The 25071-nt window shown below is 42.3% G+C and carries 28 protein-coding genes; 9 read left to right on the top strand and 19 right to left on the bottom strand.

What is annotated here, in order from left to right; all coding sequences use genetic code 11:
- Nucleotides 1-47 precede the first annotated feature (47 nt).
- The gene (locus tag DVG78_RS28060; protein ID WP_114464332.1) at nt 48-644 is read right to left on the bottom strand and encodes a Crp/Fnr family transcriptional regulator; all 597 of its coding nucleotides are present in this window, start codon (nt 642-644) and stop codon (nt 48-50) included.
- A gap of 104 nt (nt 645-748) precedes the next feature.
- Between DVG78_RS28060 and DVG78_RS28055 the strand changes: the two genes are divergently transcribed.
- The 4 genes from DVG78_RS28055 to DVG78_RS28035 all read left to right on the top strand — a co-directional run bounded on the left by DVG78_RS28055 (nt 749) and on the right by DVG78_RS28035 (nt 3274).
- Nucleotides 749-1351 carry a flavodoxin family protein gene (locus DVG78_RS28055; RefSeq protein WP_114464331.1) on the top strand — a complete coding sequence of 201 codons (603 nt, stop codon included), beginning with the start codon at nt 749-751 and terminating at the stop codon, nt 1349-1351.
- Nucleotides 1352-1356: 5 nt separating this feature from the next.
- The gene (locus DVG78_RS28050; protein ID WP_114464330.1) at nt 1357-1806 is read left to right on the top strand and encodes a DoxX family protein; all 450 of its coding nucleotides are present in this window, start codon (nt 1357-1359) and stop codon (nt 1804-1806) included.
- Entirely contained in the window at nt 1803-2423 is a 621-nt protein-coding gene (locus DVG78_RS28045; RefSeq protein ID WP_114464329.1) for a hypothetical protein, read from the top strand. Before DVG78_RS28050 ends, DVG78_RS28045 begins: the two co-directional genes overlap by 4 nt.
- A 407-nt stretch (nt 2424-2830) precedes the next feature.
- The gene (locus DVG78_RS28035) at nt 2831-3274 is read left to right on the top strand and encodes a DMT family transporter (RefSeq protein WP_114464327.1); all 444 of its coding nucleotides are present in this window, start codon (nt 2831-2833) and stop codon (nt 3272-3274) included.
- Between the two features lie 629 nt (nt 3275-3903).
- Here the strand turns inward: DVG78_RS28035 and DVG78_RS28030 are convergent.
- The 11 genes from DVG78_RS28030 to DVG78_RS27980 all read right to left on the bottom strand — a co-directional run bounded on the left by DVG78_RS28030 (nt 3904) and on the right by DVG78_RS27980 (nt 15160).
- A complete protein-coding gene (locus tag DVG78_RS28030; protein WP_114464326.1) occupies nt 3904-4251 on the bottom strand; it encodes a nuclear transport factor 2 family protein in 348 nt (115 codons plus the stop codon).
- A gap of 127 nt (nt 4252-4378) precedes the next feature.
- Nucleotides 4379-5530: an ergothioneine biosynthesis protein EgtB gene (egtB, locus tag DVG78_RS28025; protein WP_114464325.1), complete on the bottom strand. Its 1152-nt coding sequence runs from the start codon at nt 5528-5530 to the stop codon at nt 4379-4381.
- A gap of 5 nt (nt 5531-5535) precedes the next feature.
- Entirely contained in the window at nt 5536-7092 is a 1557-nt protein-coding gene (locus DVG78_RS28020) for an ABC transporter permease/substrate-binding protein (RefSeq protein WP_114464324.1), read from the bottom strand.
- Nucleotides 7089-8051: an ABC transporter ATP-binding protein gene (locus DVG78_RS28015; RefSeq protein ID WP_114464323.1), complete on the bottom strand. Its 963-nt coding sequence runs from the start codon at nt 8049-8051 to the stop codon at nt 7089-7091. Before DVG78_RS28015 ends, DVG78_RS28020 begins: the two co-directional genes overlap by 4 nt.
- A 21-nt stretch (nt 8052-8072) precedes the next feature.
- The gene (locus tag DVG78_RS28010) at nt 8073-9068 is read right to left on the bottom strand and encodes an L-histidine N(alpha)-methyltransferase (protein ID WP_114464356.1); all 996 of its coding nucleotides are present in this window, start codon (nt 9066-9068) and stop codon (nt 8073-8075) included.
- 23 nt (nt 9069-9091) lie between these two features.
- Nucleotides 9092-10063 (bottom strand): zinc-binding alcohol dehydrogenase family protein, encoded by a 972-nt coding sequence (locus DVG78_RS28005; RefSeq protein WP_114464322.1) that lies wholly within the window; start codon nt 10061-10063, stop codon nt 9092-9094.
- Between the two features lie 201 nt (nt 10064-10264).
- Nucleotides 10265-11029, bottom strand: coding sequence for an alpha/beta fold hydrolase (locus DVG78_RS28000; protein ID WP_114464321.1), 765 nt, complete (start codon nt 11027-11029; stop codon nt 10265-10267).
- 16 nt (nt 11030-11045) lie between these two features.
- On the bottom strand, nt 11046-11858 hold the full coding sequence (locus DVG78_RS27995) for an SDR family NAD(P)-dependent oxidoreductase (RefSeq protein WP_114464320.1): 813 nt from the start codon (nt 11856-11858) through the stop codon (nt 11046-11048).
- 6 nt (nt 11859-11864) lie between these two features.
- A complete protein-coding gene (gene pcaF, locus DVG78_RS27990; RefSeq protein ID WP_114464319.1) occupies nt 11865-13079 on the bottom strand; it encodes a 3-oxoadipyl-CoA thiolase in 1215 nt (404 codons plus the stop codon).
- An 18-nt stretch (nt 13080-13097) separates the two neighbouring features.
- Entirely contained in the window at nt 13098-14312 is a 1215-nt protein-coding gene (locus DVG78_RS27985; protein ID WP_199563310.1) for a CaiB/BaiF CoA transferase family protein, read from the bottom strand.
- A complete protein-coding gene (locus tag DVG78_RS27980; RefSeq protein ID WP_114464318.1) occupies nt 14309-15160 on the bottom strand; it encodes an HTD2 family dehydratase in 852 nt (283 codons plus the stop codon). Before DVG78_RS27980 ends, DVG78_RS27985 begins: the two co-directional genes overlap by 4 nt.
- A 117-nt stretch (nt 15161-15277) precedes the next feature.
- Here DVG78_RS27980 and DVG78_RS27975 point away from each other — a divergent pair, with 117 nt between their 5' ends.
- From DVG78_RS27975 to DVG78_RS27955, 5 genes are all read left to right on the top strand, one after another.
- On the top strand, nt 15278-15694 hold the full coding sequence (locus DVG78_RS27975; RefSeq protein ID WP_114464354.1) for a VOC family protein: 417 nt from the start codon (nt 15278-15280) through the stop codon (nt 15692-15694).
- 153 nt (nt 15695-15847) lie between these two features.
- Complete coding sequence (locus DVG78_RS27970; protein ID WP_114464317.1) at nt 15848-16618, top strand: IclR family transcriptional regulator; 771 nt, start codon at nt 15848-15850, stop codon at nt 16616-16618.
- Between the two features lie 18 nt (nt 16619-16636).
- Nucleotides 16637-17716 (top strand): bile acid:sodium symporter family protein, encoded by a 1080-nt coding sequence (locus tag DVG78_RS27965; protein ID WP_114464316.1) that lies wholly within the window; start codon nt 16637-16639, stop codon nt 17714-17716.
- Between the two features lie 53 nt (nt 17717-17769).
- Nucleotides 17770-18627, top strand: a complete 858-nt coding sequence (locus tag DVG78_RS27960; RefSeq protein ID WP_114464315.1) for a 3-hydroxyacyl-CoA dehydrogenase family protein — start codon at nt 17770-17772, stop codon at nt 18625-18627.
- A gap of 29 nt (nt 18628-18656) precedes the next feature.
- Entirely contained in the window at nt 18657-19517 is an 861-nt protein-coding gene (locus tag DVG78_RS27955; protein WP_229598337.1) for an alpha/beta fold hydrolase, read from the top strand.
- A 100-nt stretch (nt 19518-19617) separates the two neighbouring features.
- On the opposite strand, the gene DVG78_RS27950 is transcribed toward DVG78_RS27955, so the two are convergent.
- From DVG78_RS27950 to DVG78_RS27920, 7 genes are all read right to left on the bottom strand, one after another.
- The gene (locus DVG78_RS27950) at nt 19618-20280 is read right to left on the bottom strand and encodes a hypothetical protein (protein WP_147277193.1); all 663 of its coding nucleotides are present in this window, start codon (nt 20278-20280) and stop codon (nt 19618-19620) included.
- An 8-nt stretch (nt 20281-20288) separates the two neighbouring features.
- Complete coding sequence (locus DVG78_RS27945; protein WP_199563309.1) at nt 20289-20963, bottom strand: 3-keto-alpha-glucoside-1,2-lyase-like domain-containing protein; 675 nt, start codon at nt 20961-20963, stop codon at nt 20289-20291.
- Between the two features lie 11 nt (nt 20964-20974).
- Entirely contained in the window at nt 20975-22063 is a 1089-nt protein-coding gene (locus DVG78_RS27940; protein ID WP_114464312.1) for a right-handed parallel beta-helix repeat-containing protein, read from the bottom strand.
- An 18-nt stretch (nt 22064-22081) separates the two neighbouring features.
- On the bottom strand, nt 22082-22831 hold the full coding sequence (locus DVG78_RS27935; protein ID WP_114464311.1) for a LamG domain-containing protein: 750 nt from the start codon (nt 22829-22831) through the stop codon (nt 22082-22084).
- 106 nt (nt 22832-22937) lie between these two features.
- On the bottom strand, nt 22938-23468 hold the full coding sequence (locus DVG78_RS27930) for a DinB family protein (protein ID WP_114464310.1): 531 nt from the start codon (nt 23466-23468) through the stop codon (nt 22938-22940).
- Between the two features lie 121 nt (nt 23469-23589).
- Entirely contained in the window at nt 23590-24312 is a 723-nt protein-coding gene (locus tag DVG78_RS27925; RefSeq protein ID WP_262511880.1) for an NADPH-dependent F420 reductase, read from the bottom strand.
- Nucleotides 24313-24359: 47 nt separating this feature from the next.
- Nucleotides 24360-24941 (bottom strand): Crp/Fnr family transcriptional regulator, encoded by a 582-nt coding sequence (locus tag DVG78_RS27920; RefSeq protein WP_114464308.1) that lies wholly within the window; start codon nt 24939-24941, stop codon nt 24360-24362.
- Nucleotides 24942-25071 lie beyond the last annotated feature (130 nt).

Here is a 25071-nt window from a genome sequence, read left to right as displayed (position 1 = left end):
TTTCTCCAAAACGCCGCTTTTTTACCCGTTTTGACTCTGAACGGCCATTATTTCAAATTGGACTTAGCCTCTTTTAAACGCTTTTTAATCTTACTTAAAAACTCTGGTGAAATACCCAGATATGACGCTACTAACCTCTGTGGAATCCGTAACTCAATCTTAGGATATTTTTTTAAAAAAGCTAGATAACGATCCTCAGCTGTCATGCTGATATTCTGTAATATACGTTGTTGAAAAGACACAAATGCCCTTTGGGTGAGGATCCTGAAATAGCGTTCCATCTTTGGTACGTTTTCATAAAGTGTTTCCAGGTTTTCATAAGGTAACTCCAAAACTACACAGTCTTCAATAGCCTGCACATTAAAGGTTGCGGGTACTTGCATGATAAAACTGTTTAAATCGCTAATCCACCAACCTTCAATGGCAAACTGGACAATGTGTTCTTGCCCATTTAGATCCACAAAATAGGTACGCATACTTCCCTCAATTACAAAGTTTGTGCAACGGCTGACTGCGCCTTCATGTACCACAAATTGGTGTTTCTTTATTCTTCGTTCCCGAACAAGGGACACAATTAATTCTTTATCTCGGTCAGAAAGCCAAATCTCCTTTTCGAGGCTTTCAAGTAGTAAATCTGCCTTCATCTTGAACTAGTTCAACTAAAAACGATAATCTAGTTTATTTCGCCCCCCTTGGCTACTCTGTAATTTTGCAACCAACAAAACGCGGGTAAACCGAATGTAAAATTATGAAAATAGCAATTATTTATCACAGTGGCTTTGGGCATACCAAAATGGTGGCCGAGCGTATTGCCGAAGGTGCAAGAAAAGTAGTGGACGATGTCATTTTGCTTACAAGCAAAATGGCGATACAGCATCCCCACTTGTTGATTGAATCTGATACTTTGGTTTTTGGTAGCCCCACTTACTTCGGAAATGTTTCAGCCGAGTTTAAGCTCTTTATGGAGTCTACTGGTTCGGCGTGGGCCAATCAACATTGGAAAGACAAATTGGCGGCGGGTTTCACCAATTCATCCAGCATAAATGGTGACAAGCTTAATACGCTTACTAACTTATCCATTTTTGCTGCTCAACATGGTATGTTATGGATCCCGCTTGGAATAATGCCTCAATACGATTCTGCCGGTAAACAATTGTCCGAGCCCAATGGAATGGCCAGCTATCTAGGATTGATGACCTTATCCAGTAATTCCCATGAAGAATTTTACGATCCAGCAGATCTGCATACTGCTGAACTTTTTGGGCAACGCATTGCTACGCTTACACAACAACTTAAAGCCGACTCGAAATCCAACACAGAAAACTTCACATTTCTAACAGCAAAACAATAATTAAAATGAAAACACAACTAATAACCACAACTGAAAACTGGGGAGCAACAGCGATTCGTTTTGCTCTGGGAATTGTTCTCTTCTCACATGGTGCCCAGAGTATGCTCGGTTGGTTTGGTGGTTTTGGATTACAATCCACCATCGAATTTCTTTCTGCCAATATGGGATTACCTGCGCTCATTGGGTATGCAGTAATCTGCATTCAATTCTTTGGATCATTGATGCTAGTGACAGGACTACTGACCCGAGTTGCCGCATTAGGTGTTTTCGGAATCTTCATTGGAATGGCCACCTATCATTTCGATTATGGATTTTATATGAACTGGTCGGGCACAAATGCCGGTGAAGGCTTTGAATATCACATACTTGTATTAGCCATGTGCGTAATGCTTTTCATTTCAGGAGGTGGAGCACTTTCGGTAGATTACAAAATATTGAAAAGCCATCCATTATGATCCGCTGGGTACTCGTCTTTGCTGGGTGGGTCGCTCTGGCTACCGTTAACGCACAACCCACCACCATTGAAACAATGGTGGGTAAACAGAATTACTTCTACCAGCATACTATTTCAAAAAGCCTTGGAAGTTCCCGATTTGGTTTTATGCATACATCATCGCTTCATGCATTTTATGAAGGTGATGACATGAATGAATTGATGAGCCAATCTTATGTTACTTATTCAATAATGCGATTTCTCAAGCTTGGGTTGGGCACATTTTATGCCAGTAAACCAGGCATCTCTCCAGCAGTATCTCTTCAATTTCGATATGCACATCGTGACTTCCAGGCTTTTTTGGTTCCACGTGTTGATCTTAAAAAAAATGGTTCCGTAGAAATGATGATACTGTTGGAGTATACTCCCGCAATTACTGAACGTATTCATTTTTATTCACGTGCCCAGTTTATGACCAATTATGGCCCTAAACATCACAACAGAAGTTTTCAAAATTTTCGGGCTGGGCTTCATATAAGACAAACGGTGGTGGGCATTGCCTTAAATATTGACCAACGGGGAAAGACCATTTCCACACTTTATAATCCAGGAGTGTTTCTTCGTTATGAGTTGCATTAAAATGCTTCTACCCTGAAAATGTCCTTTTCCTGCCAGTTCAAACACTACATTCTTCAAAACTAATTCAACTACATTATTATGAAAACACTTATCTGTATACTCCCAATACTTATATCCATTGAGACAAATGGCTTCAGTGAATCGACTAGCAGTAATCTACACATGCCATCAATTGGATATTGGGTGGTAGAAACTAATCCCCAAAAATGTGATCTTTCTTTAGTTTACTACTATGACAATAAGGATGACCTAATCCATTCAGAAGTTATCGTCTTAGGCCCTAAAAATTTTCCTAACAATAGACTGAAAAGAAAATTCAATAAAAAACTTAAACATATTATATTGAAGGAATCCTCGGACAATACGACCGAATCAGATAATCAGTGGGTTTTAGCAACAAAAAAGAAATGAACAAGATTTATTTAATATTAGCCTTAACAGCTGGGTTTGTCTTGCCACTGCAAATTGCTTTTAACAATAAGCTTACTTCTTTTTCGGGTAATGCGATCACGTCGTCATTGATTTCATTTTCGGTAGGCACAATTGCATTGATTATTTATAGCGTAAGTAATCCTATGGCATTATATAAATCATTCTTACAACTCGGTCAGTCTCCACCTTATGCGTGGCTTGGGGGGCTGGTGGGTGCATTTTATATTATTTCAACCATAGTTGCCTCACCTAAGCTAGGAATAGCCGTTTTCTTAGGACTTGTCATTTGTGGACAAATGGCTATGTCACTATTGTTGGACCATTATGGCTTATTCGGTATGCCTGTAAAACCCTTTAATTGGGTGAAGGGAATAGGTCTAATGTTAGTTTTAGCTGGAATTTTACTGATAAAGAAATAGCTAAGACTGAAAAAAATATGAAAATATGTGCGTAGGAAATAAACTTGATTTCCTGAATCGATATTTGTAAGAGGCTAAAAACGCCCCGAGGACTATCATTCATCTTAGGTAATCTATCGGCAGGTAGCCTAAACGTATAATCTGGTAACCTTTTCTTCTCCAATTTCAGGTTACCAAACGAAATAATCGGGTTAAGTAACCTGAGGTAACTAATAGGTTACCTACATAAACGTAGCGTTTGTTCTAACCCTTACGTTCAATTTTTCGAGAGCCAGCATTACGTTTCCTTATGGTATCATTACATTATGGATTACCTGCTAAAAAAGGAGTGCTTTCCAATTCTGCTGGATTTATTAAGACAACATATAGGTCTCATTAAAACGGAGGTACAGATTTACTGAAAACCCGAGATAAAAAGTAGTAATACAGGCCAAAAGGCGATTTGTATCATACTGAATTTTATGATAAGCAGAACAGTGGTCCAATATATTGATCCCGGAGAGTTAGCTGTTCTTAAAAAAACAGAACTATACAGTTCTTTAATTACTTGGAACATCATTAACTTGAATAGAGCAACCGGCGTTTTGTTAGAGTTTCCCTAACAAAGTGATAGCAAAACTGTCGGCGCTTTATTTTTTTACTCTATAATCGGTTACTGTATGGTATTTGATTTTGTCTCCGTCAAATATGAAGGTGTCTGTACCCATACAAAATATTGTCGCGTCGGTTTCACTGTTCCAGACAATATACGCGATATTTCCAACGATGATTTTTTGTTCCATCCCGAAAGAGGAGCCGGTGGGTATTACGGCAAAGAAATCCTCAAAAAATTTACGGATTGCTGACAAACCTGAAACGGTACCGTTGATGGTCATTATTACTGATTCTTCGGTGTAATCTGTTAAAATTTCGTTCAGGTCATTATTCCCGAATGCGGTCAGATGATGTATTAAAACCTGTTCTGTTGAATTATTCATTTTATTTATCTTTTTGAAAATTACTGTTTGAGGTGACCTTGAGAAAACCGACGGTTGCCTTCTGTATGGCAGTTTTAATTATGTTTGAAAGTCGCCGGTTTTTGATTAATTTAATCTATTACCAATGTTACTGTATCAGTCTGATGCCTGTGTATTGCCAGCGAAGGTGAGGATGAAAGAAATTTCGATAGGTATTTCGGCTATGCCCTTTGGGAGTGGCCACCGAAGCGCCCCGTAAAACCATTTGATTCACCATGAATTTCCCGTTATACTCTCCCAAAGCACCCGGTGCGGTTTTGAAACCCGGGTAAGGAAGGTAGGAACTGTTGGTCCACTCCCAGCGCTGCCCCCAACCCAGCGCATCCGACGCAACTTCCCATTCTGCTTCGGTAGGCAGACGCCTGTTTTTCCAGTTGGCAAAAGCAGCGGCTTCGTAGTAGCTAATGTGGGCCAGAGGCATATTCGCCGCAATGGGAGCCGTTCCCGCTAAGGTATAATGTACCCACTGTCCTTCTGCCAAATGCCAATAAAGCGGAGCCTGTATATTGTTTCTGTTTACCCAATCCCAACCTTCCGCGTGCCAAAATTGAAATTGTCGGTATCCGCCTGATTCTATAAATTCAAGGTATTCGCCATTAGTCACTAAAGTGGTGGAAATCTTAAAACTATCTAACCAAACCCTGTGTCGGCCACTCTCGTTGTCAAACGAAAAGCCTTCATCGCTAAAACCGATTTCATACACATCTTCCGCTATTTGATGAAACGGTTCAGCGGTTTCCTCCGCCGTTGACTCTATGAACTCGTCGGAATACACCGGAAACAGCGGATTATGTCCCAAAATATACTTGATGTCTGTAAGCAATAATTCCTGATGCTGCTGTTCATGGTTCAAGCCGAGGATGACCAATTCCTTTAATTGTGTATCAGTCTCATTGCCGGAGAGCAAAACCATCATTTGCTCATTCACATAGCGCCGGTAACGATAGACATCCTCCACCGATGGACGGCTCAGGTTACCCCGATCCGTGCGGATTACCCGTGCTCCTACGGTTTCGTAATAGCTGTTAAACACGTAGTTATACTGCGAGTCAAACTCCTTATATGCCTTCTGATAGGCTTTTAAAACGAAAGTTTCAAAAAACCACGTTGTATGACCAAGATGCCATTTGGGCGGGCTGACATCTGCCACCGGTTGCACAACATAGTCTTCTTTTTGCAAGGGAGCACAAAGCAGCTCAGATTGTTGGCGCACACTGTGATATTGCTCTGATAAGGTCATCGTCTTCAGTTAAGTTTATTCAATTGTGATATAGTGGTAATGTTCAGCCGTGCGGCATCTTTTTCCCGCATCATCAGTGCATAGGTATTGTTAAACCCGATGGGTTTGAGCCAGGTCAACTGTTGGGTTTTTCGAAAGTTTTCTTCTACATAACGATATACACTGTCTCTGTTTCCATTCAGGCGGTTAAGTACGCTTTGTGTAGGTTTCAGTATTACCAGCAGGCCCGTACCGGTGTATTCGGGATACATATCTATATTGCCGTTTCGGAGTGCATCATAACAGATTTTGGTGCCGCCAAGACCGGTTTTCATTTCCGGTTTCAAATGAGTATACCCTGCCACCAACATTGCATACAATTGGGCCAAAATATATTGTTCCGTAAATATTTTGGAACCGATCACGAAGCTTCCCGCAGTGGTCGGTTGCGGTTCTTTCCACAATCCCTGCTGCAAAAGGAAATCCTTGGCAACCCGTTCCGGCGATTGTTTCAGGAAGTCTGCTTTATAGTTCAATTCTGTCATAACGGAATCGTTGATCTTTCCGGCGAGCAGATTCAGTACGGTATTCAGTTCGGGATAGCTTTTCAGTTTTGAGGTTCGTACCAACGGAGCCGCATAATAAGGCGGGAAAATACGTTTATCATCCTCTAGGGTTCTCAGGCCAAATGCTTTTAGCCGACCGTCGGTGCTGTAACCGCCAATGACATCCAATTTATGCTCATTCAGTGCACCATACATAACCGCATCACCAATGACGACGGTACGCATTTTGAAATTATAAACTGATTTAAGACCGAGATAGCCATCCTGTCTACCCATAAATTCAGGCTCAAAGCCTGCCAATGATCCCTCGGCAGTATGAATGTTTTGGAAAGAAACCAAGGAAATGACCATGATTGCGCCGGCGACAATGCCGTAAATACTCCGCTTAGTGATTTGTATTTTCTGCAACAGATAAAAAAAGCCATCCAGCAGTAACGCCAATAGGGCTGCCGGCAGCGCCCCGGCCAAAATCATATTGGTATTATTGAGGGCAATGCCTCCGAAAATATACTCTCCCAAACCGCCCGCAGCAATATACGCGGCGAGTGTAGCCACTCCCACATTGATGATGGCCGCAGTACGTATGCCCGCCAGTATGACCGGTAAGGCCAAAGGCAGCTCAATTTTGGTGAGTATCTGCATTGAGGTCATTCCTAATCCCTTAGCCGCTTCTTTGATTTCGGCATCTACGATAGTAATGCCGGTATAGGTGTTCCGAATGATAGGCAGCAGGGCATATAGAAACAATGCAGCAATGGCCGGCTTCGCCCCGATGCCCAGCAGGGGAATGAGAAAGCCTAATAATGCAATGGACGGGATGGTTTGTAATATTCCGGCAATTCCCAATATAGGAGTGGCCCATTTCTTTTGTTTAGTAATAAAAATGCCCAGTGGCAAACCGACGGCAATGGCAATGATCAAAGCCATAAAGGTAAGACCTAAGTGCTGGAGGGCTTGTTCCAGCAGCTTTTGCCATTGGGATGCGATAAAAGCCCATAAACTTTGCGATTCGATCATAGACTTTCTTTTTTGTAGTGGGCATAGGCTTGCAACAAACCGGCCCAACTTGTGGTTTTTTGTTCCGTTCCATTGGTTATGGAAATGACCGCATCCCAATTGTTTTTATCTTTTACAGAGGTTAATGCTTTTGCTATCGTTGCATTTACAGAGAGGTTTATTTGGACAGAATGTGTACTCACAGCAGCTGTCAGATAGGGCCATACCGCCACAAGATGGGTAACGGTAAGCGCCAGTTGCAGAAAGGAATCGGATAAAAAATCCCTGACAAAATCATTGGTCGGATGAAACAGCAAATCTGCGGGTTTTCCCTGTTGGATGATTCGTCCTTTATCCATCAGACAAACAATGTCGGCCATTTCAAAGGCTTCCTGTACATCATGTGTAACCATCACAATCGTTTTATCCTTTAACTCATCCAAAGCAGTAAACTCCTGCCGAATGGCAAGTCGAGTAATAGTATCTAAAGCACTGAAAGGTTCGTCCATCAGTAAAATGGGTGGTTTTGCTACCAATGCCCTGGCGATATTTACCCGCTGGGCTTCGCCGCCGCTTAGTTGACGGGGGTAGGCGTTGAGCAGTTTTTTAGAAAGGTGTAATTTTTCCATCAGTTCAATCGCTCTGTTTCGTATCAGCCGCTTATCCCATTTTAATAATTGCGGCACTACCGCTATATTCTCCAAAACAGAATAATGCGGAAAAAGGCTGTTGTGCTGTAATACGTAGCCTATGCTGCGACGTAATTGTTCAGGAACCTGATTACAGATATTTTTTCCGTTGATGTACACACTCCCTGAAGTAGGATTTATCAGTCGGTTGAGCATTCGTAGCGTGGTGGTTTTGCCGCAACCGCTTGTGCCCAAAAACACCATGGTACGGCCTTCCGCAATCTCAAACGAAATATCATTGACCACACGGTGGTTATTAAACGTTTTGGTCAAGTTCTGGGCCTTTATCATTGGTGCATTTTAATTAACCAGTTATTGTTCGACTACACGCCATACTGAGTCGGTGAACCATCCTTTTTTATCCTTGAGGTTGGTTACTACTTCAAATCCGCTTGATGCCGCCAAAGCAACAATTCTGTCTGGAGAATATTTTTGCGAAATCTCCATCCAGATGGTTTCTCCTTCTTCAAAACCTACGGTCGTATCTTCAAAACTCACTTCCTGTTGCACCAGAGATACCAAATAACTTTTGCAGGCTCCATTTTCTGGGTTATAGCTACAATAGTGCTCAAATAGGTTTATGTCAAAATCAGCACCTAATTCTTTATTTATACGTTGTAATAAATTCAAATTAAATTCTTTGGTAATACCTCCAGCATCATCGTAGGCCGCTCTAACGATAAGCGGATTTTTCATCAGGTCAAAACCAGTCACCATGATATCTCCAGGCTGCAATTGCTGGCTAATCTCCCGGTAAAAATCGATAGCTTCTCTTGGAGTAAGGTTTCCGATATTTCCCCCAAGAAAAAGAATCACCTTTCGTCGGTCGGACAGTATTCGTGCTTCGGCAATCATATCGAGATATTCTCCCGCCAGTACCTGAATATTCACATTAGGCAACCGTGCGTGCACTAGAAGTTCCAGTTCAGTGAGAATATTAACCGAAATATCAACTGGCAAATAACGAAAGTCCATTTGACGGTTAGCCAAATATTCTAATAGATATATGGTTTTGGTGCCATCTCCAGCCCCCAATTCAATGATATCAAACGGTTCATGGTTAAAACCAATGGTCGCTGCCAAATCAGCAGTACGGTCGATGAAAATTTCTAGTTCACAATCAGTAAGATAATATTCAGGACATTCCATGATTTTCTGAAATAAGCGGTCTCCTTCAGCGTCGTAGAAATATTTTGAAGGGAGGGACTTTTGTTGTTTAGTCAACCCTTCCAAAACCTCCCTGTAGAATTTATCCTCAGCTACCCTATTGTTTGTCTTTTGAACAAAGACATCTTGTGTGTCCTTCATTTTCATTTTTTTTAACAGTAAGCTTATTCGTTTGTCAGCACGACAATCTTTCCATTCGCCTCGTTGTTGTCCATGAGCTGGTGCGCTTCTTTAATTGAATCCAAGGTATATACTTTACCGATGGGTAGCTTGACCTTCCCATCTTCTATATCCTTAATAAAAGCTTTAAAATGCTCTCTGCCCACGCGGATTTGTCCACTGTCATACACTGTCAGCTTCGTAGTAGCTGGTATATAATCCATTGGGGCAAAATCAGAAATACCCCATTGCTCTGAAAGCATTCCTGTCATACACACGGTTCCACCCACCTTCACACAAGCCATTGAATCTTTTAACGTATTGGTGCCAACCAGCTCTAATATCTTGTCTACCTCTTCGGGATACTGCTCTGTTCTTTGCAGCAGGTTGCCGCTGTCGATCCATACATCGTCGGCATTGTGCTCAAGCAATAACTGTTTTTTATCGGGATTACGGGTTGTAGCAATCACATTCAGGCCCGCATTTTTGGCCAGTTGCAGGGCGAGCAACCCGATGGAAGATGTCCCTCCCCTTATCAGCAGGGTTTCGCCCTTTTTTACATCCAGCGCCAAAAACAGAGAGCCGTACACTGTTTGAAACATTTCGGGCAATGCCCCGAGTGTGGCCCAGGGTAGGTTGCTGACAAAGGGATACACGATATCTGAAGAGAGCAACGTGTATTCTGCATAGCTGCCGTCATATACTCTACCCATGCCGCCCATACAGGCGGCAACCTGTTGTCCCGGTTGTAAGTTACTTGAGGGGTCCTGTACCACTTCACCTACGCATTCTATGCCCAATATTCTAGGAAAGACCACATTGGGAGAATACCCTTTTCGGGTCATGAGTTCGGACCTGTTCAGACCAAAGGCTTTTACTTTAACCAGTACCGTTCCGAATTTCGCTTGGGGAATCGGCCGTTCTTCCAATCGGAATTCTTCTGGCCCGCCCGGTTGATAGATTACAGCAGCTTTCATGGAAAAATCCGGTGTTAATAACAGGTTTTTAATATTCCTAAAATTGATACTGCAAAGGTCTGACCCATTGTCGTAGCCACCAATAAACTATCTTAAGAAATACCCTTAAGATAGTTTAAGAAAATTCCTAAGACAGTTGAACAGGAGAGTTTTCAGAGGCGATGTATTTGCTAATTTTTCATCAGCAAAGGCAAAAACAGGCTAGATTTGATTGATAAACTCTACTGTTTTCGCCAAAACCAATTCTTTTGCTTCTTTATGGGGAGTATGGGCAACCGACGGAATAATAAGTTTCTGAGTTTCTCCTGATACTTGACTTAGAATGCCGTCCACTTGTGCCAAACTGCCATATTCATCTTCCTCACCCTGAATGACCAAAACCGGACACTTGATATGGGGCAAAAAATGTTCAATGTTCCAGGATTCAAATTCCTCACTTAGCCACATTTTTGCCCATGCCCAAAATACGGCCTCTGTTTTGTCACCGTGGTATTTCGTTAGTTTTTGACGAAGATTAGCCGTGCGATAGGCTTCAACGGCGTCTTTGATGCCTTTCAGGGTGATGTCTTCGACAAAAATATGCGCTCCTTCGGTAATCACGCCTTTGATTTTCTCCGGGTATTTGGCGGCTGCAATCAAAACAATCGAACCTCCGTCGCTGTGTCCGAATAAAATGGCGGTTTTAATGGAAAGTTTTTCCATCAGTGCATTCAATAGATCGGCTTCAATTTCCAGATAGTTATTATTTCTGTCTATACTGCTGAACGTTGCAGATTTTCCATAGCCTTGTCGGTCGTAAACGAGTACGTTACAAAGGGTTGCTTGGCCTAATAATTGTGGAAAATCACGCCACAATTCAATACATCCTAATGAATCATGCAGGAAAATGAGGGTGGGCCTGTCTTCCGATACTATCGTACGGCTTACTTTTAAAACGGAGTTATTCAGTTGAATATCTTCTGTCATTTATTCCACATCGAATTTAATGAATATGGATACCGCCATTTACATCAATGGTAGCACCGGTAGTGAACCCTGAAAGGTCAGAAGCCAAAAATAAGCAAGTCCCCGCCAATTCAATCGTTTTACCCACTCGTTTGAGGGGAATGGCCGCAATGACCTCATTTAATTGTGCTTCGGTGAGTCCATCCAACATGTTTGTTTCGATCATGGCCGGGCAAATCACATTGGCACGAATGCCCAAAGGGGCAAATTCCCGGGCAATGGAACGGGTTAGACTGATAACCCCGCCTTTTGAAGCGGCATAGTGCGCCCCACCGACCAATCCACCGCCCCGTTGGGCTGCCAATGACGCCAAATTGATAATAACACCAGCTTGTTTTTCTGCAAAAACTTTCAAGACAGATTTACAAATATTGAAAGTGCCCTTTAGGTTTACGTCCATTATTAAATCGTAATCCTGCTCAGTAATCGAGAGCATTCCTTCCGATTTTACAATGCCTGCACAGTTCACTAAGCAATCGATTGTGCCAAAATGGGCTACACTTTTTTCGATGGCATTTTCGCAATCATTTATATTCCTAATGTCACACGTTAGACAAAGAATTTCGACACTTTTTCCAACTTGAGTTTCGATATGATTTTTCAAATCTTTAGCAATTTGCTCATTCATAACGATATCTAAAATTACCAATTTTGCCCCATGAGCCGCAAAAAGCTCTGCCGTTCCATAACCAATACTGCGCAATGACGCCGCACCTGTGATGATACAAACCTTATTTTCAAGTTGTAAAAGATTATATTTTATATTTACTTCCGATGTAATATTTTTCATATCATTTTAATTAGCAAAATTTTCAATAATTACGGCATAGCCCATTCCTACGCCAACACACATGGAAGCGAGAGCATACTTTTTCTTTGAACGAACTAACTCATTTACAGCCGCTTGAATAATCCGAGTTCCTGACATGCCGAGCGGATGTCCCATTGCAATTGCTCCTCCGTTTGGGTTTACTCTTGCATCGTCGTCGGCAATTCCCAAGTTGCGAGTAACAGCCAAACATTGGGCGGCAAAAGCTTCATTAAATTCAAATACATCTATTTGGTCGAGCTTTAAACCAGACTTTTTTAAAGCCTTTTGTGTAGCTCCTACGGGGCCAATTCCCATAATTTTAGGTTCAACACCTACTACTGCTGAGGAAACTATTCTTGCTTTGGGAATAAAATGGTAGTTTTTTACAGCTTGCTCCGAAGTTATCAACATAGCAGCAGCTCCATCATTTAATCCAGAAGCGTTCCCTGCGGTTACTGTGCTGCTTTCGTTCTTAAAAATGGGTTTTAACTTTGAAAGAATTTCAAGAGTAGTATTACCTTTTATAAATTCATCTTTATCAAAAACGGTGATATTTCCTTTTTTATCCGCTATTTCTACCTTTACAATCTCATCGGCTAAAATGCCATTTTGCTGGGCAAAAAAGGCTTTTTGTTGCGAACGAAACGCAAATAAATCTTGGTCTTCACGGCTAATATGATACATTTCTGCTAAATTTTCAGCAGTTACAGCCATAGCATCTGTACCATACATTTTATGCATTTGTAAATTTATAAATCGCCATCCAAAACTGCTATCAAACATTTGTGCATCATTACCAAAAGGTTTTGAAGTCTTGGAAATCACCCAAGGTCCACGAGTCATATGTTCCATTCCCCCTGCAATAAAAATATCGCCATCATCTGATTTAATTGCTCTGTTGGCATGAATAATGGCGGACATTCCTGATGAACATAAACGATTGACAGTTTCACCAGGAACGGTGTACGGTATGCCTGCTAATAACAATGCCATGCGAGCCACATTTCGGTTATCTTCACCAGCCTGATTATGACAACCCAATATCACATCGTCAATTAGCTCCGTTGGTAAATTTGGATTTCTTTTGATGAGCTCTTTTATTGGCAAAGCTGCCAAATCATCGGCACGAACACTGGACAAACTACCACCTAAACTGCCAATGGGTGTACGAATAGTGTCGATTATATAAGATTGTTTCATAAGCTTCTTTCTAATTTGTTATTGCTCAGTTTTAAATTGAAAAGTCGCATTTTCATTAATTAAACTTTCCATTTCTGCATCTGAGTAACCTAAATCATGGAGAATTTCTTTCGTATCCCAACCACATGGTGCAGCAGAAGAATATGCAGAAGGATATTCTCCATCCACCTGAATAGTTGAGCGTATTACTGCGGTCTTACCTTCAGTGGGGTGATTTTCAAAATTAATCAGCCCCACTGCCTTTAAATGTGGGTCATTCGTTAATGTTTCGAGCGTATGGCAAGGCATTGCAGGTAAATCCACTTTTCTAAAAATTTCAAGCCACTCATCGGTTGTTTTATTTTCTAAAGCTGCTCCACGAATTTCAAACCATTCTGAAACAAATTTTGCTCTGGTTGCTACCGTCAGAAATCTTTCATCATTCAATAATTCTGTTCTATCTGTTATTTTCAAAAAGGCTTTTACCTGTACATCTGTATTGATGGTAAATGAAATATAGCCATCCTTAGTTTTCACGGGCTTGTTGTGCGGACTGAGCAGGCGAAGGTCGCCGGCAGGACCTACCGACGGCTCAAAACTCTGTTGGGCCAAATGTTCCTGCAACACAAAAGCCGCCATGGTTTCAAACATGGGAATTTCAAGGCTTGCTCCCTGTCCTGTTTTATGACGCTGCATCAAGGCGGCCATCACCGCCCCTGCCGTAATTTCGCCAACGACATGGTCACAAATGAGCATCGGCACGTAGACGGGCTTACCGTCTCTGGCCATCGTTAGCCCCGCAATGCCCGAGGCCCCCTGTAAAACGCTGTCGTAGGTCGGCAGGCCCGAATAAGGTCCATCGGTGCCATAGCCGGTGATTAAGCAATAAATTTTTTCAGGATACTTGGTTCTGATGGTTTGGGCATCCAATCCCAAACGTTCTAACGCATCAGGACGCATATTGGCAACGATCACATCACTCCATTCCACCAACTTTTGGCAAATCTCCCTACCGCCCTGCTTTTTGAGGTCGAGGCAGATATTGCGTTTACCGCGATTGAGGTGTAAATACGCTCCCGAATGTTGCCCCGTGGGGGAGAGGCCGCCGAGACCGCGCATGAGGTCGCCCGAAGGGTTTTCGACCTTGATAATTTCGGCTCCGTATTGACCTAATCGCCAGGTCGCTACGGGACCGACGACAACCGCCGTTAGATCCAGAATTTTAATGCCTTTCAGTGGTTCAAATGTCATCATACCTCCATTATTTTAGCCTCCATTTCTACAGCCGGTTCATTGGTATCATCAACTATTTTGAGTTGCCAGCCCGTTTCGCTACGGTCGGCAGCAAGCGTCATGGGACGGTCGCAAAACAGGGGAGCTGTGTGTTTTACTTTGATATCTGTTAGTTTAAGTCCTAAATCGTTCCTTAAAAATTCCGTTAACAGCAGGGTGGCCAAACCGCCATTGACCACCAAATCAGGCAACCCTTCCACCTTTTGGGCATAGTCCCGGTCTAAATGAATTTTATGAGAGTTGAATCCTAAAGCAGAATACTGAAAAAGCAGCGTCTCGTTGGGCACTACCTGTTTTTGATAGCTTGACTGAATCGGCGGAGCAATTGGTTTCTTGGTGTTTGACTGACCGCTTTTTCCGCTTAGCAAGATATAGGTTTGGGTTTCTATAATCGCCGGTGCAGGTGTTGAAACAGGACGCAACTCATGTTGAATCGTCACGATGGCCATTCGGCCGGAAGGGGGCGTCTTCTCCGTAATATTGCTGACGAAACTTGTTCGCGCCACCTCTGAGCCTATCGTAATATCTCCCTTATAGGATACAGTTCTGCCGCCCAACAGCAAGCGTGGCAGGCCAAGGTCGGGAAGCGGAACGCCTAAGCCCGGGAAACCATCCGAGCGTAAATCTGATTTTCGAGTTTCGCCCGCCAACAAAAAAAAGTGCCAGCCTCGCGGTAACAGATCGCCAATGGAGAAGGAAGCGGTGTCTACGTCCAACATGGCAGCCACGCGCCTCACCATGGATAGACTGCATACTTCATTTCTTTCGGTTGGATTTTCTTCAATGGACGCTCGCCAATTGTTTTCCATGCGTCTTAACAGATTTATAGGATATAATTTCTTACAAAATTACTATTATATTTTCATATATAAAATAATTATTTCATATTTGCAAAATCAATGTTGACGTTAACAAAGAATACGCAGATGAAATTTAACTATCACCACATGAATCTTTGCACAGAGGATGTGCCGAGATTATCAGAATTTTATCAATCTATTTTCGGCTTGAGTCGCCTTCAGGACGAAGAGCATGGTCTTGTTGGAGCAGAAACCGCCAATCGCTATGATGGGCAGGTAGATTTTTTAACAGACGGTCAGGTTGAATTTCACATTACTAAGAAGGACAACGAAACAGCTTTCCGAATGAAGCAGTGGATTAATCCGATTCAAAAGGGGCATTTCTGTTTTCGTACTGACGATATTGAAGGATTCAAAAAGAAATTGGAAGAATTAGCTATTCCCTACGCTGATTATGGCAAGTGGGCACTGGCGGGGTGGTATCAAATATTCTTTCACGATCCGGACGGTAACATCATCGAAGTGCATCAGATGGGCATGTAAATTTTGATTTCCAATGTAGGGTGTACGATTTATGATGGAACAAACGATTGAAATTCAGTTTCCTGTGTTGAAATTTGAGGCTAAAATGTTCACTGAAAAATAATCATCATCGCAGCAGCGGTGAACTGCCGTTTCAATCATAAATCGTTTCAAATGAAAAACAAAGAAGAAAACAGTGCGTATTCCGCCCCGGCATTAGAGAAAGGCCTTGATATTTTGGAGGTGCTTTGTCAGTGTGAAAATGGGCTGACACAACAGGAAATTGCCACTCGCCTTGGACGAAATTTGGGCGAGATTTATCGGATGCTCACCTGTTTGGTCAGTAGGAATTACGTAGCTAATTATGGCAATACCTATACCATTACCTCGAAACTGTTTCAACTGTCCCATTTTCATCCTCCTACCTATCGTCTGTTGACGGAAGCCATTCCTATCATGGAGCAACTGTCACAGGCCGTTTCATTTCCCTGCGATTTGAGGGTGTATAGTAAAGGCGTTCAGACCGTTATCGCTTCCATTCAACCGCCCGACGGGCTGGGTTTTATGACCCGCGTAGGTTCTGAAATTGCCGTTGCTCCCTCTGCTTCGGGGTTAGTTTTGATAGCGTTTCAGGACCCGGTTATTCAGGAACTCAGAATTCGGGAGAGCCTGACGGGACAATCAGGTATTGAAGTCTCTCATTTTCAAACGGTTCTTAAAGAAGTAACGGCGAAAGGCTTCGCTTCCATTCAAAGCAATCAGTATGCGGGTCTGTTTGCCATTTCATTTCCCATTCTCGATATGAACCGAAACGCCGTTGCCGCATTGACCGTGCCGATGTTGGCTCGTATTGACGGCATGAAGCAGGCCACCAAAGAGGAGGTCGAGTATGCGCTCAAAGAAAGTGCCGCCAAGCTTAGTAATCGAATTGCGCTTGCTCATTAACAAACGAAAGAAGGTATCATGCATAGAATATACAATTTCCTGCTCGGCAGTTCAGTCCTTTTGGCACTTTTTGCAATAGGGGTATCAATTTTTGGAAATGGTCTGAGTGCGGCAGGTATTTTTGTGATTGGGGCATTGATATGTTTGGCAGTGGGCGGTCTTGGAAAACAGGCCATTAAGCCGCTTGCTTTTACATTGTGGGTCATTGTTGCGGTGGCCGTCGGAATGTATTACCCGCACTATTTTCGCCAAATAGGCGATTTTAAACTGACAAAACTTATCGTCCCACTTATTCAATTGATCATGTTCACGATGGGTACCGAGATGAGTTTGAAGGATTTTGAAGGGGTCATTAAAACGCCCAAAGCCGTTTTAATTGGTTTGCTCTGTCATTTTACCATCATGCCGTTGGTCGGAGTCGCATTGGCCAACAGTTTCGGGTTTGAACCTGAAATTGCGGCGGGAATCGTGCTGATGGGCTCTGTTCCGAGCGGTGTTACTTCCAATGTATTGGCCTTCATCGCTAAAGCAAATATGCCTTTATCAGTGACAATTGCTACGATTTCGACCCTGATAGCTCCCTTGGCAACTCCTTTTCTAATGAAAATATTAGCCGGGCAATTTGTAGAAATAGATTTTGTGGCAATGATGATTCACGTGACCGAAATCATCATTGTTCCGATCATTCTGGGGCTGATTATCAATAAACTCATTCACAGCGGGGCAAAATGGCTGCGAACAGTTATGCCCATTGTATCCATGTGCGGGGTATTCATGATGGTGTTGGTGATTGTCGCTTCCGGTCGGGACGCCTTATTGAATATAGGGCCTATGTTGTTTGTCGCTTCGATGATACATCACTCAACGGGTTATTTTTTAGGGTATTGGAGCGGTCGATTACTGAAATTGGATGAATCAACCTGCCGTACTATTTCCCTGGAAGTAGGGATGCAAAATGCAGGTCTTGCGTCGGGAATTGCCATTCAAATGGGCAAAGTGGCTACGGTTGGTTTGGCTTCGGCTATTGCTGCCCCCTGGATGACCATTTCGGGGTCGTTGCTGGCAAACTGGTGGCGAAACAGAAGCAGTGATAAGTAGGCTTCAAACCAATCTCCTACCTTATCTCTCAAATCTCAACACTAAATAAAACGATGGAAATCAATAAAATAGCAGTGATTGGAGCGGGCAACATGGGCCATCAGATTGCCTTATCTGCCGCCATTTCGGGCTTTCAGGTAACGTGTACTGACACCAACGCAGACATTCTGAATAAAGCCATTCAGTTTGCGGACAGCTACCTTACTGAAAGAGTAAATAAAGGCAAATTGACCTCAGAAGTTGCTAGTCAGGCGCGCGAACATCTTTCTTTTGTACCAACTGTGGAACAGGCAGTTGCCGAAGCGGATCTGGTCATTGAAGCCATCATTGAGAAGTTGGCTGTGAAACGAAAACTGTTTGCTCAAGTAAACAAACTCTGCCCTGCTCATACCATTTTGGCAACCAACAGTTCCTACATCGTCAGCTCTAAAATCGCCGATGCCACCACGCGACCCGATAAAGTGTGCAACATGCACTTTTTCAATCCTGCTTTGGTGATGAAATTGGTAGAGGTCGTAAAAGGCCCGCACGTTTCGGATGAAACGGTTGATTCGGTCATGAATGTGGCGAAGAAGATGGGAAAAACGCCGGTCTTACTTCATAAAGAAATCTACGGTTTTTTGGTGAACCGTCTTTTGCAGGCTACCCGGCAGGAAGCCTTAAAACTGCTGGATATGGGAGTGGCTTCCTTTGAGGATATTGATACGGCGGCCATGAACGGATTAGGCTATCCCATGGGCCCCTTTCAACTCTTAGACCTTACCGGGGTGGACTTAGCCTACCATGTGGGGATGGAAAAATACCGTGAAAGCGGCGACCCGGCCGATAGACCTTCACCGACGGTGGTAGAGAAATTCACCAAAGGAGAGTGGGGGAAAAAGGTGGGAAGAGGATTTTACGATTACGAATGATGGAAAATAGACTTACAACAAAAATCAGTATGACTTCAAAAATATTTTCAATTCTGTTTTTTTTAAGCGGTTATATGGCTGTTCAGGCACAACAACCGTTGCGGAGAGCCTTTCAACCGGCCGGTGTTACCTACAAAATACCTTATGGCAACAACCCGACCGCGGGGCATTATGTGCAGGCAAAAGACGCCAAAATCTACTACGAAGTGTATGGCAAAGGCCAACCGGTTGTACTGCTTCACGGGGGTTTGTTCGGTTCAACGGTTGAAATGACCGATTTTATAGAAAAGCTGAAAGCTAATCATTTGGTCATCGCGATTTCTACCCGTGGGCATGGCAAATCCGAGTTGGGTACCGAGCCCCTTACCCTTGAACAACGGGCCAATGATGCGATGGCGGTTATCAATGCCGTCACAAAAGACAGTGTGATAGTGATCGGATTCAGTGATGGAGGATATTCGGCCTATCAATTGGGAGCGATGTACCCCAATCGGGTAAAGAAAATGGTCGTCATGGGAGCAGGGGAACTTCGTCCGGGTTGGCGAGAATTTAACTTTACCGCCAGGCAGGCGATGGATTTTGATAAAGCATTTATTGAGCAGCAATTAAAATTGATGCCCGAACCCAACAGATTGGAAGAAATGTTTGCCGGAGTACGAAATTGTTACAATAAACTAACCGTGAGTAAAGATTTGTTGGGTTCTATCAAATGTCCTGTTTTGGTCATGGCCGGCGACCGCGACGACGGTAATCCGGTGGAGCGCGTCGTCAGTGCCGCACGTTATATCCCCAAACATCAGATCTGCATTATTCCCAATACGGGCCATGGCTGTTTCTTAGAGAATTTCGAAGCTGCATGGGCGAGTATTTTGCCTTTTTTGAAAAAGTAAGGGCCTTTGTGAATAAAGGGGGGAAAAGATGAGTTTTAGGTAATATGTCGCCAGAAGTTTGCAGGTGAATAACACCTGCAAAGGCTTTCAATAAATTTCTTTATTTCTCTTCCGGAAAAACTCTTATTTGCTCTACATCACAATTAAAACCTGTAAGTCCTATATATCCACTTTTGTTCGTGTTTAACTTTTTAACAACAAGAGCCGGTTTTAGGGCATGATTGATAAATGCCCTAACTTCTTCATCGTTAATCAATAACGAAAGTGTGACCCAATCTTCAGCATTCGGCGGATTTTCAATTCCTTTTTCATATATACCATTAAATTCTTTACGAAGTAGGGGCCAATCATACTTTGGATAAGCCACGTATTGAATGGCATGAATTTTTCGCACAGAATCCGCAGCCTTAAAATTGAACGGTCGGCAATAAACATCATCAAAAGTGGAATCGTTTTGTGCATGAAAAGCAATTCCATAAAAACTATTTTGAGCAATGTCTTTTCCACGAGCGATTATCTCAATTTTCCCATTCTTAAAATCCTGAATCGGCAACCAAACTACACCTGAATATACGCCACCACTAATTTTAATGTATGATTTATTGTTTGCATTTTCGGTAGTTACGCCTCTATTTTGAATTCGTAATTTTCCATCTCGATGTAAATCTGCCAAATTAAAAACAACTTCCTTTTGAGCAATAACCGAAGTACCAAAAAATAGAAAAAATATCAATAAACAAAACCAATTCTGAATCTTCTTCATTATGTTATTTACCATTTCGTAATTTTCAAATCCTTGAAATACCCCTCGGTACCCACATCAACAAATAAGCCTAAAGCACCCGAAACGTTTTCCCCCAATTTTAAGTCATTCACGACCAAAGAGGGCTGTTTGTTATCATTCAGAAACAATTTGGCCTGTTTGCCTTTCACTTCAATTTTGATTCTAATCCATTCATTCAGTCCCATATCTGCATAAGATTCATACATTTCCGGCGATTCTTTTCGTAATCTTGGGAATTTAAAATCAGGAAAAGAAAAGTACTGAATCGAATGATTCCGGCGTACCTGGTCGTCGGCTCGCCCGTTGGTCGGACGAATGTACATGCACTCAAATTTTGAATTGTCTTCATTGATCCGGTACGCAATGCCGATAAAACCACGGTCGGAAGGTCGGGCTTTTTTATGCAATCGGCTCAGTACATTCACTTCAATTATGCCGTCTTTGAAATCAATGTTTTTGATTCGTACAAACGTGGCTTCGTCCACTGCCTGTAGGGTAGAATCCTTAATCACTTTTACTGTCTGTTTACCATCCGATTTTTCGATGGACATGTACACTTGATTGGGTACAAGGTTGTTGGGGGTAAGATTGACTTCCTGAGCCGATACTGACTTGCAAGCAACTATTAGACAGGCGATTATGGAGAGTTGTAATTTGTTCATTCTATGGCAATTTACTTTGTGTTCAGAAATAGACCGGCCCCAATGTTTGAGCCTAATGTTCCCGGTTTGATATGCAGGAATAATTTATCGGTCTGGTCCTCAATTATTTCTAATTTTCCTTCTTTTTTCAAAAGTACATCTTTTCCTGCTTTCAGCTTTTCTGGGTTCGCTTTTTCTCCGAAACCCTGAGGGCCACCTCCTTTATTTAGGTATGAATGGTAACCGACGATGACTGAATTCTCCATGGAAAATGACTCTTTTTCGTCTTTATTCAAAATCCATAACACATTCGCATTGCTGACGACATTGTTGTAAAACTTGAAATCACCCGTGGCTGACCAGGTCCAAACAATGGCGCCGTAACTGTCAACAATGAGATTATGGTGCATTGAAGAGTTGGTGGCGGGGCTATTCCACATCACCACAGCATCTTTAACACCGTAAAACACGCAATGGTCAATTTCCTGTTCTTTTCCGTTTGCCAGAATACCTAAATGGTTAGGCAACGCGTATTTATTTCCCATAAATAAACATTGCGTAACCCTGAAATCTTCTAAATTTTTCCCTTCCCACATAATTGGGTAATTTCTAACCAGAACTCCCTTCGAAGGATTTTCATGAACGGGTTCTCCCAAAATCCTTAATCCTTGAATGGTCACATGGCTGTTTTGAACCATAATCCCAAAGTTTTGGCCGCCTGTTAATTCTCCTTTATCATTTTTTTCAACAGAAAAAGGCATGGTAGAAATCATTATTGGCATTTCCGCAGGACTCCAATTTGCATCATCGGGCAAGATTTCAGCTCGAATTACAAGTCGATTCGTTTTAGAAAATTTCCAATTTTTGGCGTTAAAATCAGCAGTTTCGCTCATTCCATACACTCCTGACGATAAAAAAACAGTAATTGCCCCTTCCCCTTCGGCAGCACTCACGCGTTTAGCCGCTTCGCTTAGCGACTTTAAAGGATTTTCTTTTGTACCCTTGTTGGTATTTATTCCAATAGTAGGGTTTACATAGATTTTGTTATCTATAATTTGCCCAAAACTGCGGTAAGACATTATCGTGCACAGCACAACCAAATAAACAGTAAGTTTCTTCATGTAAATTATCTTTTAATTTTAAATTTCGTCCACTTTGCCTTCTTCTTTCTTCATTTTTAAGGCCTTTTTCGTCACTTTTAAATCTTTGAAGTAGCCAATGGTGGCAATGTCGACATACAGCCCCACGTAGCCTTTTCTATTTTTTCCTAACATTTTATTGACGATAAATGAAGAGTATTTCAAATCGTTGACGAACATTTCTGCCGTTTCCCCATTTACTTCAATCCGCATTGTAATCCACTCATTGAGCATCACAGGAGCAGACCCTTCATACGAACCCGCAGGAAATTTGTCTCTTAAAGTCTGAAATTTGAAATCAGGATATGAAAAATACTGGACGGCGTGGTTTCTGGCCATTTGGTTATTGATTCTACCCACTTTTGGACGCAGGTAAATAGATTCAAATTCGGAATCATCTTCTTTTATTCTAAAATACAGCCCAATAAAACCTGCTGCTGGTGGATAGGGTGACGGGTCTTGAATTTGGCTATACATTTTTACTTCGATGGTTCCGTTTTCAAAATCATCTAAACCAACAAGGCGAGCATAATGGCGCTCATCAACGGTCGCTTCCAATCGGTTTGCATCGAAGGGAAGTGCTTTTAAATCGCGCTCGATCTTCAAAACTTTTTTGCCCTGAAAATCAATGACCGAGCCCGTAACATTGTGTAATTCAAAGGTTTGCTTGCCGAGGGTAAGTGTTTGGTTTTGACCGAAGGCAGAACAGGAGCAAACAACGGCTGCTAAAACGAGTTGAAATTTAGTCATGAGCTTAATTTTTGAGAAAAAAAATGCCGCAAATTTACAGATTTCAGGGGGCGATTCCGAAGCGCAACCTTGAAAATCCGGGTACTTACGGCAAGTAATTCAATGATTAGAACAACTTCTCATTTGGCGGTTTGACCCCTGCCAACCGCAGGTAAATTGTGGTTTGGCCACGGTGGTGTGTTTGGTGCTCAAAGCACTTCGCGATCGCTGTTCCTTTGGTCATGTCAAATCTTCCAAACAATTTGATACTTTCGTTCAATTGAGTGGGAGTCATTTTTTTGAGGCTATTGATAACGAAGTCATAACCCTCCAAGACGATTTTCGTCACATTAGCTTTCGATTTATCGGTGCTTTTTTCCAATTCTCCTGGTCCATAAGGGCTTTTCTCGCCCGTTGCTGCCGAAACAAACCCATAGTTGGCGTCGCTCAAATGCAACATTTGTTCAGCAAACGAACGAATATCGGGCGTGGGCTTCAGAGCATAGCCAGATTCGGGCATGGCATCAAGGTATTCTTTGGTGTAGGCTTTGGCACGTTCCCACTCTTTCACCAATTCGTCCACGGAGGCTTGGGCATTGGCCAAAAATGAGATTCCTAAAACAAAACAAAGGGTTGCAGCAATTTTCGTGATTTTCATTTGTGATTGATTTAAAAGACAAAACAAAAGGTTGATGGTATTGTAAATAATCCTAATCCTTATAAGGCTGTCGATATTCAGGCGGGAATAGTATAGAAAGCATTTAATTACATAGAATCGGCTAAACGATTTCCGTAATTTCGGCTAAGGTGACAGTTTTGCCCAAAGCTCCAAACTCATGTAGCTCTCCAAATACTTCCAATTGAATGGATTGATCAATGGAGCCTACACGCACAGGTTCAAAACCCGCATCCACGATTAATTCTTCAATTTGTCCGTCGATACTTTGGTCATCGGTCGCATAAAACAGAACGGCCATTTCAGGTTTTTGCCCTGAAGCATTTGCCAATGAAGCGGCCCCTAACGTACCGAATGCTTTGGCCAGTTTAGCTCCTTTGGGGAGTAAAGCAGCGTTGAGTTGTCCTGCTGATTCGTCGGCACCAATGGTTTTAACAAAACCGCTATTTTCATCGGTAGCAATCGGATTGGATGGGTCAACGATAATTTTACCTTCCAATTGCGAAGCATATTGAGTCAGAAATTCCTGTATATCAGCAAACCAAATGGCTAATACGATAATGTCAGCTACCTGAAGAGCTGCTTCGATTTCCATTGGTTGGGCAAAGTCGCCTAACTCCTTAGCAAGTTTTTGCGCTTTTGAAAAATCACGCGCAGCTAAAATCACGGCCCGATTTCCTTTGGTTAAATTGTCGGCAACAACGCGACCGATATTACCTAAGCCAATAATGGCAACTTTAGTATCTGATATCTTTAACATGGTCTTTTTGTGTTTAATTGACCATGCAAAGGTCCGATCTTTTGAGAGATACGACCAATGAACTATCTTAAGAAATACGCTTAAGATACATTAAGAAGAATACTTAAGATAGTTTAAGAAGAGGCAATATCCTTTCTGAGTTTACTGAGAAATTCAGGGGTAATGCCTAAGTAAGACGCTATTTGGGTATTGGGCAGGCGTCGGGATAATGTGGGATATTGTTCCTGAAAAGCCAAATATCTTTCCAATGCTGTAGAGCTGATATTTTGTAAAACTCGGTTTTGAAGCTCTACATATTTATCTTCAACAATGACCCTGAGAATCTGGTTGAGTTTAGGAATATGGGTGTAGAGAAAATATAAGTCCTGTTGTTCGATTTGCAGAATGACGGCGGGTTCAATGGCTTCAATGTATAATTTGCTCGGTTTATCGGAATGAAAGCTGCCGATATCGGAGATCCAATCGTTTTCAATGGTAAATTTAATGTTATGCTCATTGCCTTTGGTATCCACTGCAAACATTCTGAAACAACCTTCTACCACAAACGTATAGTGTTTGCAGGTAAATCCTTCCTGTAAAATAAAATAGCGCCGCTTGACGGAGCGATGAGTAACCCGACCTTGAAGCAGCTCTTTTTCGTTTTCATCAAAAGGCAGGTAGCTTTCAAAATGGTCAATGAGCGGTTGAATCGTCATATTTGTCTTGTCCTAAAATAGATTGACCATCTACACAAGCAGATGGGACACATATTTTTGCTTCGCAAACAGGCACACGAACTACGGATGCGCCAGATGGTTGAAGAAATCAACCTGAACCGATTGACTA

Origin of the sequence: Runella aurantiaca (assembly GCF_003339505.1) — a bacterium.
Classification (GTDB): domain Bacteria; phylum Bacteroidota; class Bacteroidia; order Cytophagales; family Spirosomataceae; genus Runella; species Runella aurantiaca.
The sequence above is the reverse complement of the archived record's forward strand: the minus strand, read 5'-3'. Positions and strand labels throughout refer to the sequence as shown.

Excerpts from the sequence above, each read along its gene's own strand:
- DVG78_RS27985 (WP_199563310.1), bottom strand. The coding sequence starts at position 14,312 with ATGATGACATTTGAACCACTGAAAGGCATTAAAATTCTGGATCTAACG.
- DVG78_RS27920 (WP_114464308.1), bottom strand. The coding sequence starts at position 24,941 with ATGACGATTCAACCGCTCATTGACCATTTTGAAAGCTACCTGCCTTTT.
- DVG78_RS27945 (WP_199563309.1), bottom strand. The coding sequence starts at position 20,963 with ATGAACAAATTACAACTCTCCATAATCGCCTGTCTAATAGTTGCTTGC.
- DVG78_RS28020 (WP_114464324.1), bottom strand. The coding sequence starts at position 7,092 with ATGATCGAATCGCAAAGTTTATGGGCTTTTATCGCATCCCAATGGCAA.
- DVG78_RS28015 (WP_114464323.1), bottom strand. The coding sequence starts at position 8,051 with ATGATAAAGGCCCAGAACTTGACCAAAACGTTTAATAACCACCGTGTG.
- DVG78_RS28035 (WP_114464327.1), top strand. The coding sequence starts at position 2,831 with ATGAACAAGATTTATTTAATATTAGCCTTAACAGCTGGGTTTGTCTTG.
- pcaF (WP_114464319.1), bottom strand. The coding sequence starts at position 13,079 with ATGAAACAATCTTATATAATCGACACTATTCGTACACCCATTGGCAGT.
- DVG78_RS27935 (WP_114464311.1), bottom strand. The coding sequence starts at position 22,831 with ATGACTAAATTTCAACTCGTTTTAGCAGCCGTTGTTTGCTCCTGTTCT.
- DVG78_RS27955 (WP_229598337.1), top strand. The coding sequence starts at position 18,657 with ATGACTTCAAAAATATTTTCAATTCTGTTTTTTTTAAGCGGTTATATG.
- DVG78_RS27950 (WP_147277193.1), bottom strand. The coding sequence starts at position 20,280 with ATGAAGAAGATTCAGAATTGGTTTTGTTTATTGATATTTTTTCTATTT.
- DVG78_RS28005 (WP_114464322.1), bottom strand. The coding sequence starts at position 10,063 with ATGAAAGCTGCTGTAATCTATCAACCGGGCGGGCCAGAAGAATTCCGA.
- DVG78_RS27965 (WP_114464316.1), top strand. The coding sequence starts at position 16,637 with ATGCATAGAATATACAATTTCCTGCTCGGCAGTTCAGTCCTTTTGGCA.
- DVG78_RS28000 (WP_114464321.1), bottom strand. The coding sequence starts at position 11,029 with ATGACAGAAGATATTCAACTGAATAACTCCGTTTTAAAAGTAAGCCGT.
- DVG78_RS28050 (WP_114464330.1), top strand. The coding sequence starts at position 1,357 with ATGAAAACACAACTAATAACCACAACTGAAAACTGGGGAGCAACAGCG.
- DVG78_RS27960 (WP_114464315.1), top strand. The coding sequence starts at position 17,770 with ATGGAAATCAATAAAATAGCAGTGATTGGAGCGGGCAACATGGGCCAT.
- DVG78_RS28055 (WP_114464331.1), top strand. The coding sequence starts at position 749 with ATGAAAATAGCAATTATTTATCACAGTGGCTTTGGGCATACCAAAATG.
- DVG78_RS28030 (WP_114464326.1), bottom strand. The coding sequence starts at position 4,251 with ATGAATAATTCAACAGAACAGGTTTTAATACATCATCTGACCGCATTC.
- DVG78_RS27970 (WP_114464317.1), top strand. The coding sequence starts at position 15,848 with ATGAAAAACAAAGAAGAAAACAGTGCGTATTCCGCCCCGGCATTAGAG.
- DVG78_RS27930 (WP_114464310.1), bottom strand. The coding sequence starts at position 23,468 with ATGAAAATCACGAAAATTGCTGCAACCCTTTGTTTTGTTTTAGGAATC.
- DVG78_RS27940 (WP_114464312.1), bottom strand. The coding sequence starts at position 22,063 with ATGAAGAAACTTACTGTTTATTTGGTTGTGCTGTGCACGATAATGTCT.
- DVG78_RS27980 (WP_114464318.1), bottom strand. The coding sequence starts at position 15,160 with ATGGAAAACAATTGGCGAGCGTCCATTGAAGAAAATCCAACCGAAAGA.
- DVG78_RS27975 (WP_114464354.1), top strand. The coding sequence starts at position 15,278 with ATGAAATTTAACTATCACCACATGAATCTTTGCACAGAGGATGTGCCG.
- egtB (WP_114464325.1), bottom strand. The coding sequence starts at position 5,530 with ATGACCTTATCAGAGCAATATCACAGTGTGCGCCAACAATCTGAGCTG.
- DVG78_RS28010 (WP_114464356.1), bottom strand. The coding sequence starts at position 9,068 with ATGAAGGACACACAAGATGTCTTTGTTCAAAAGACAAACAATAGGGTA.
- DVG78_RS27995 (WP_114464320.1), bottom strand. The coding sequence starts at position 11,858 with ATGAAAAATATTACATCGGAAGTAAATATAAAATATAATCTTTTACAA.
- DVG78_RS28060 (WP_114464332.1), bottom strand. The coding sequence starts at position 644 with ATGAAGGCAGATTTACTACTTGAAAGCCTCGAAAAGGAGATTTGGCTT.
- DVG78_RS28045 (WP_114464329.1), top strand. The coding sequence starts at position 1,803 with ATGATCCGCTGGGTACTCGTCTTTGCTGGGTGGGTCGCTCTGGCTACC.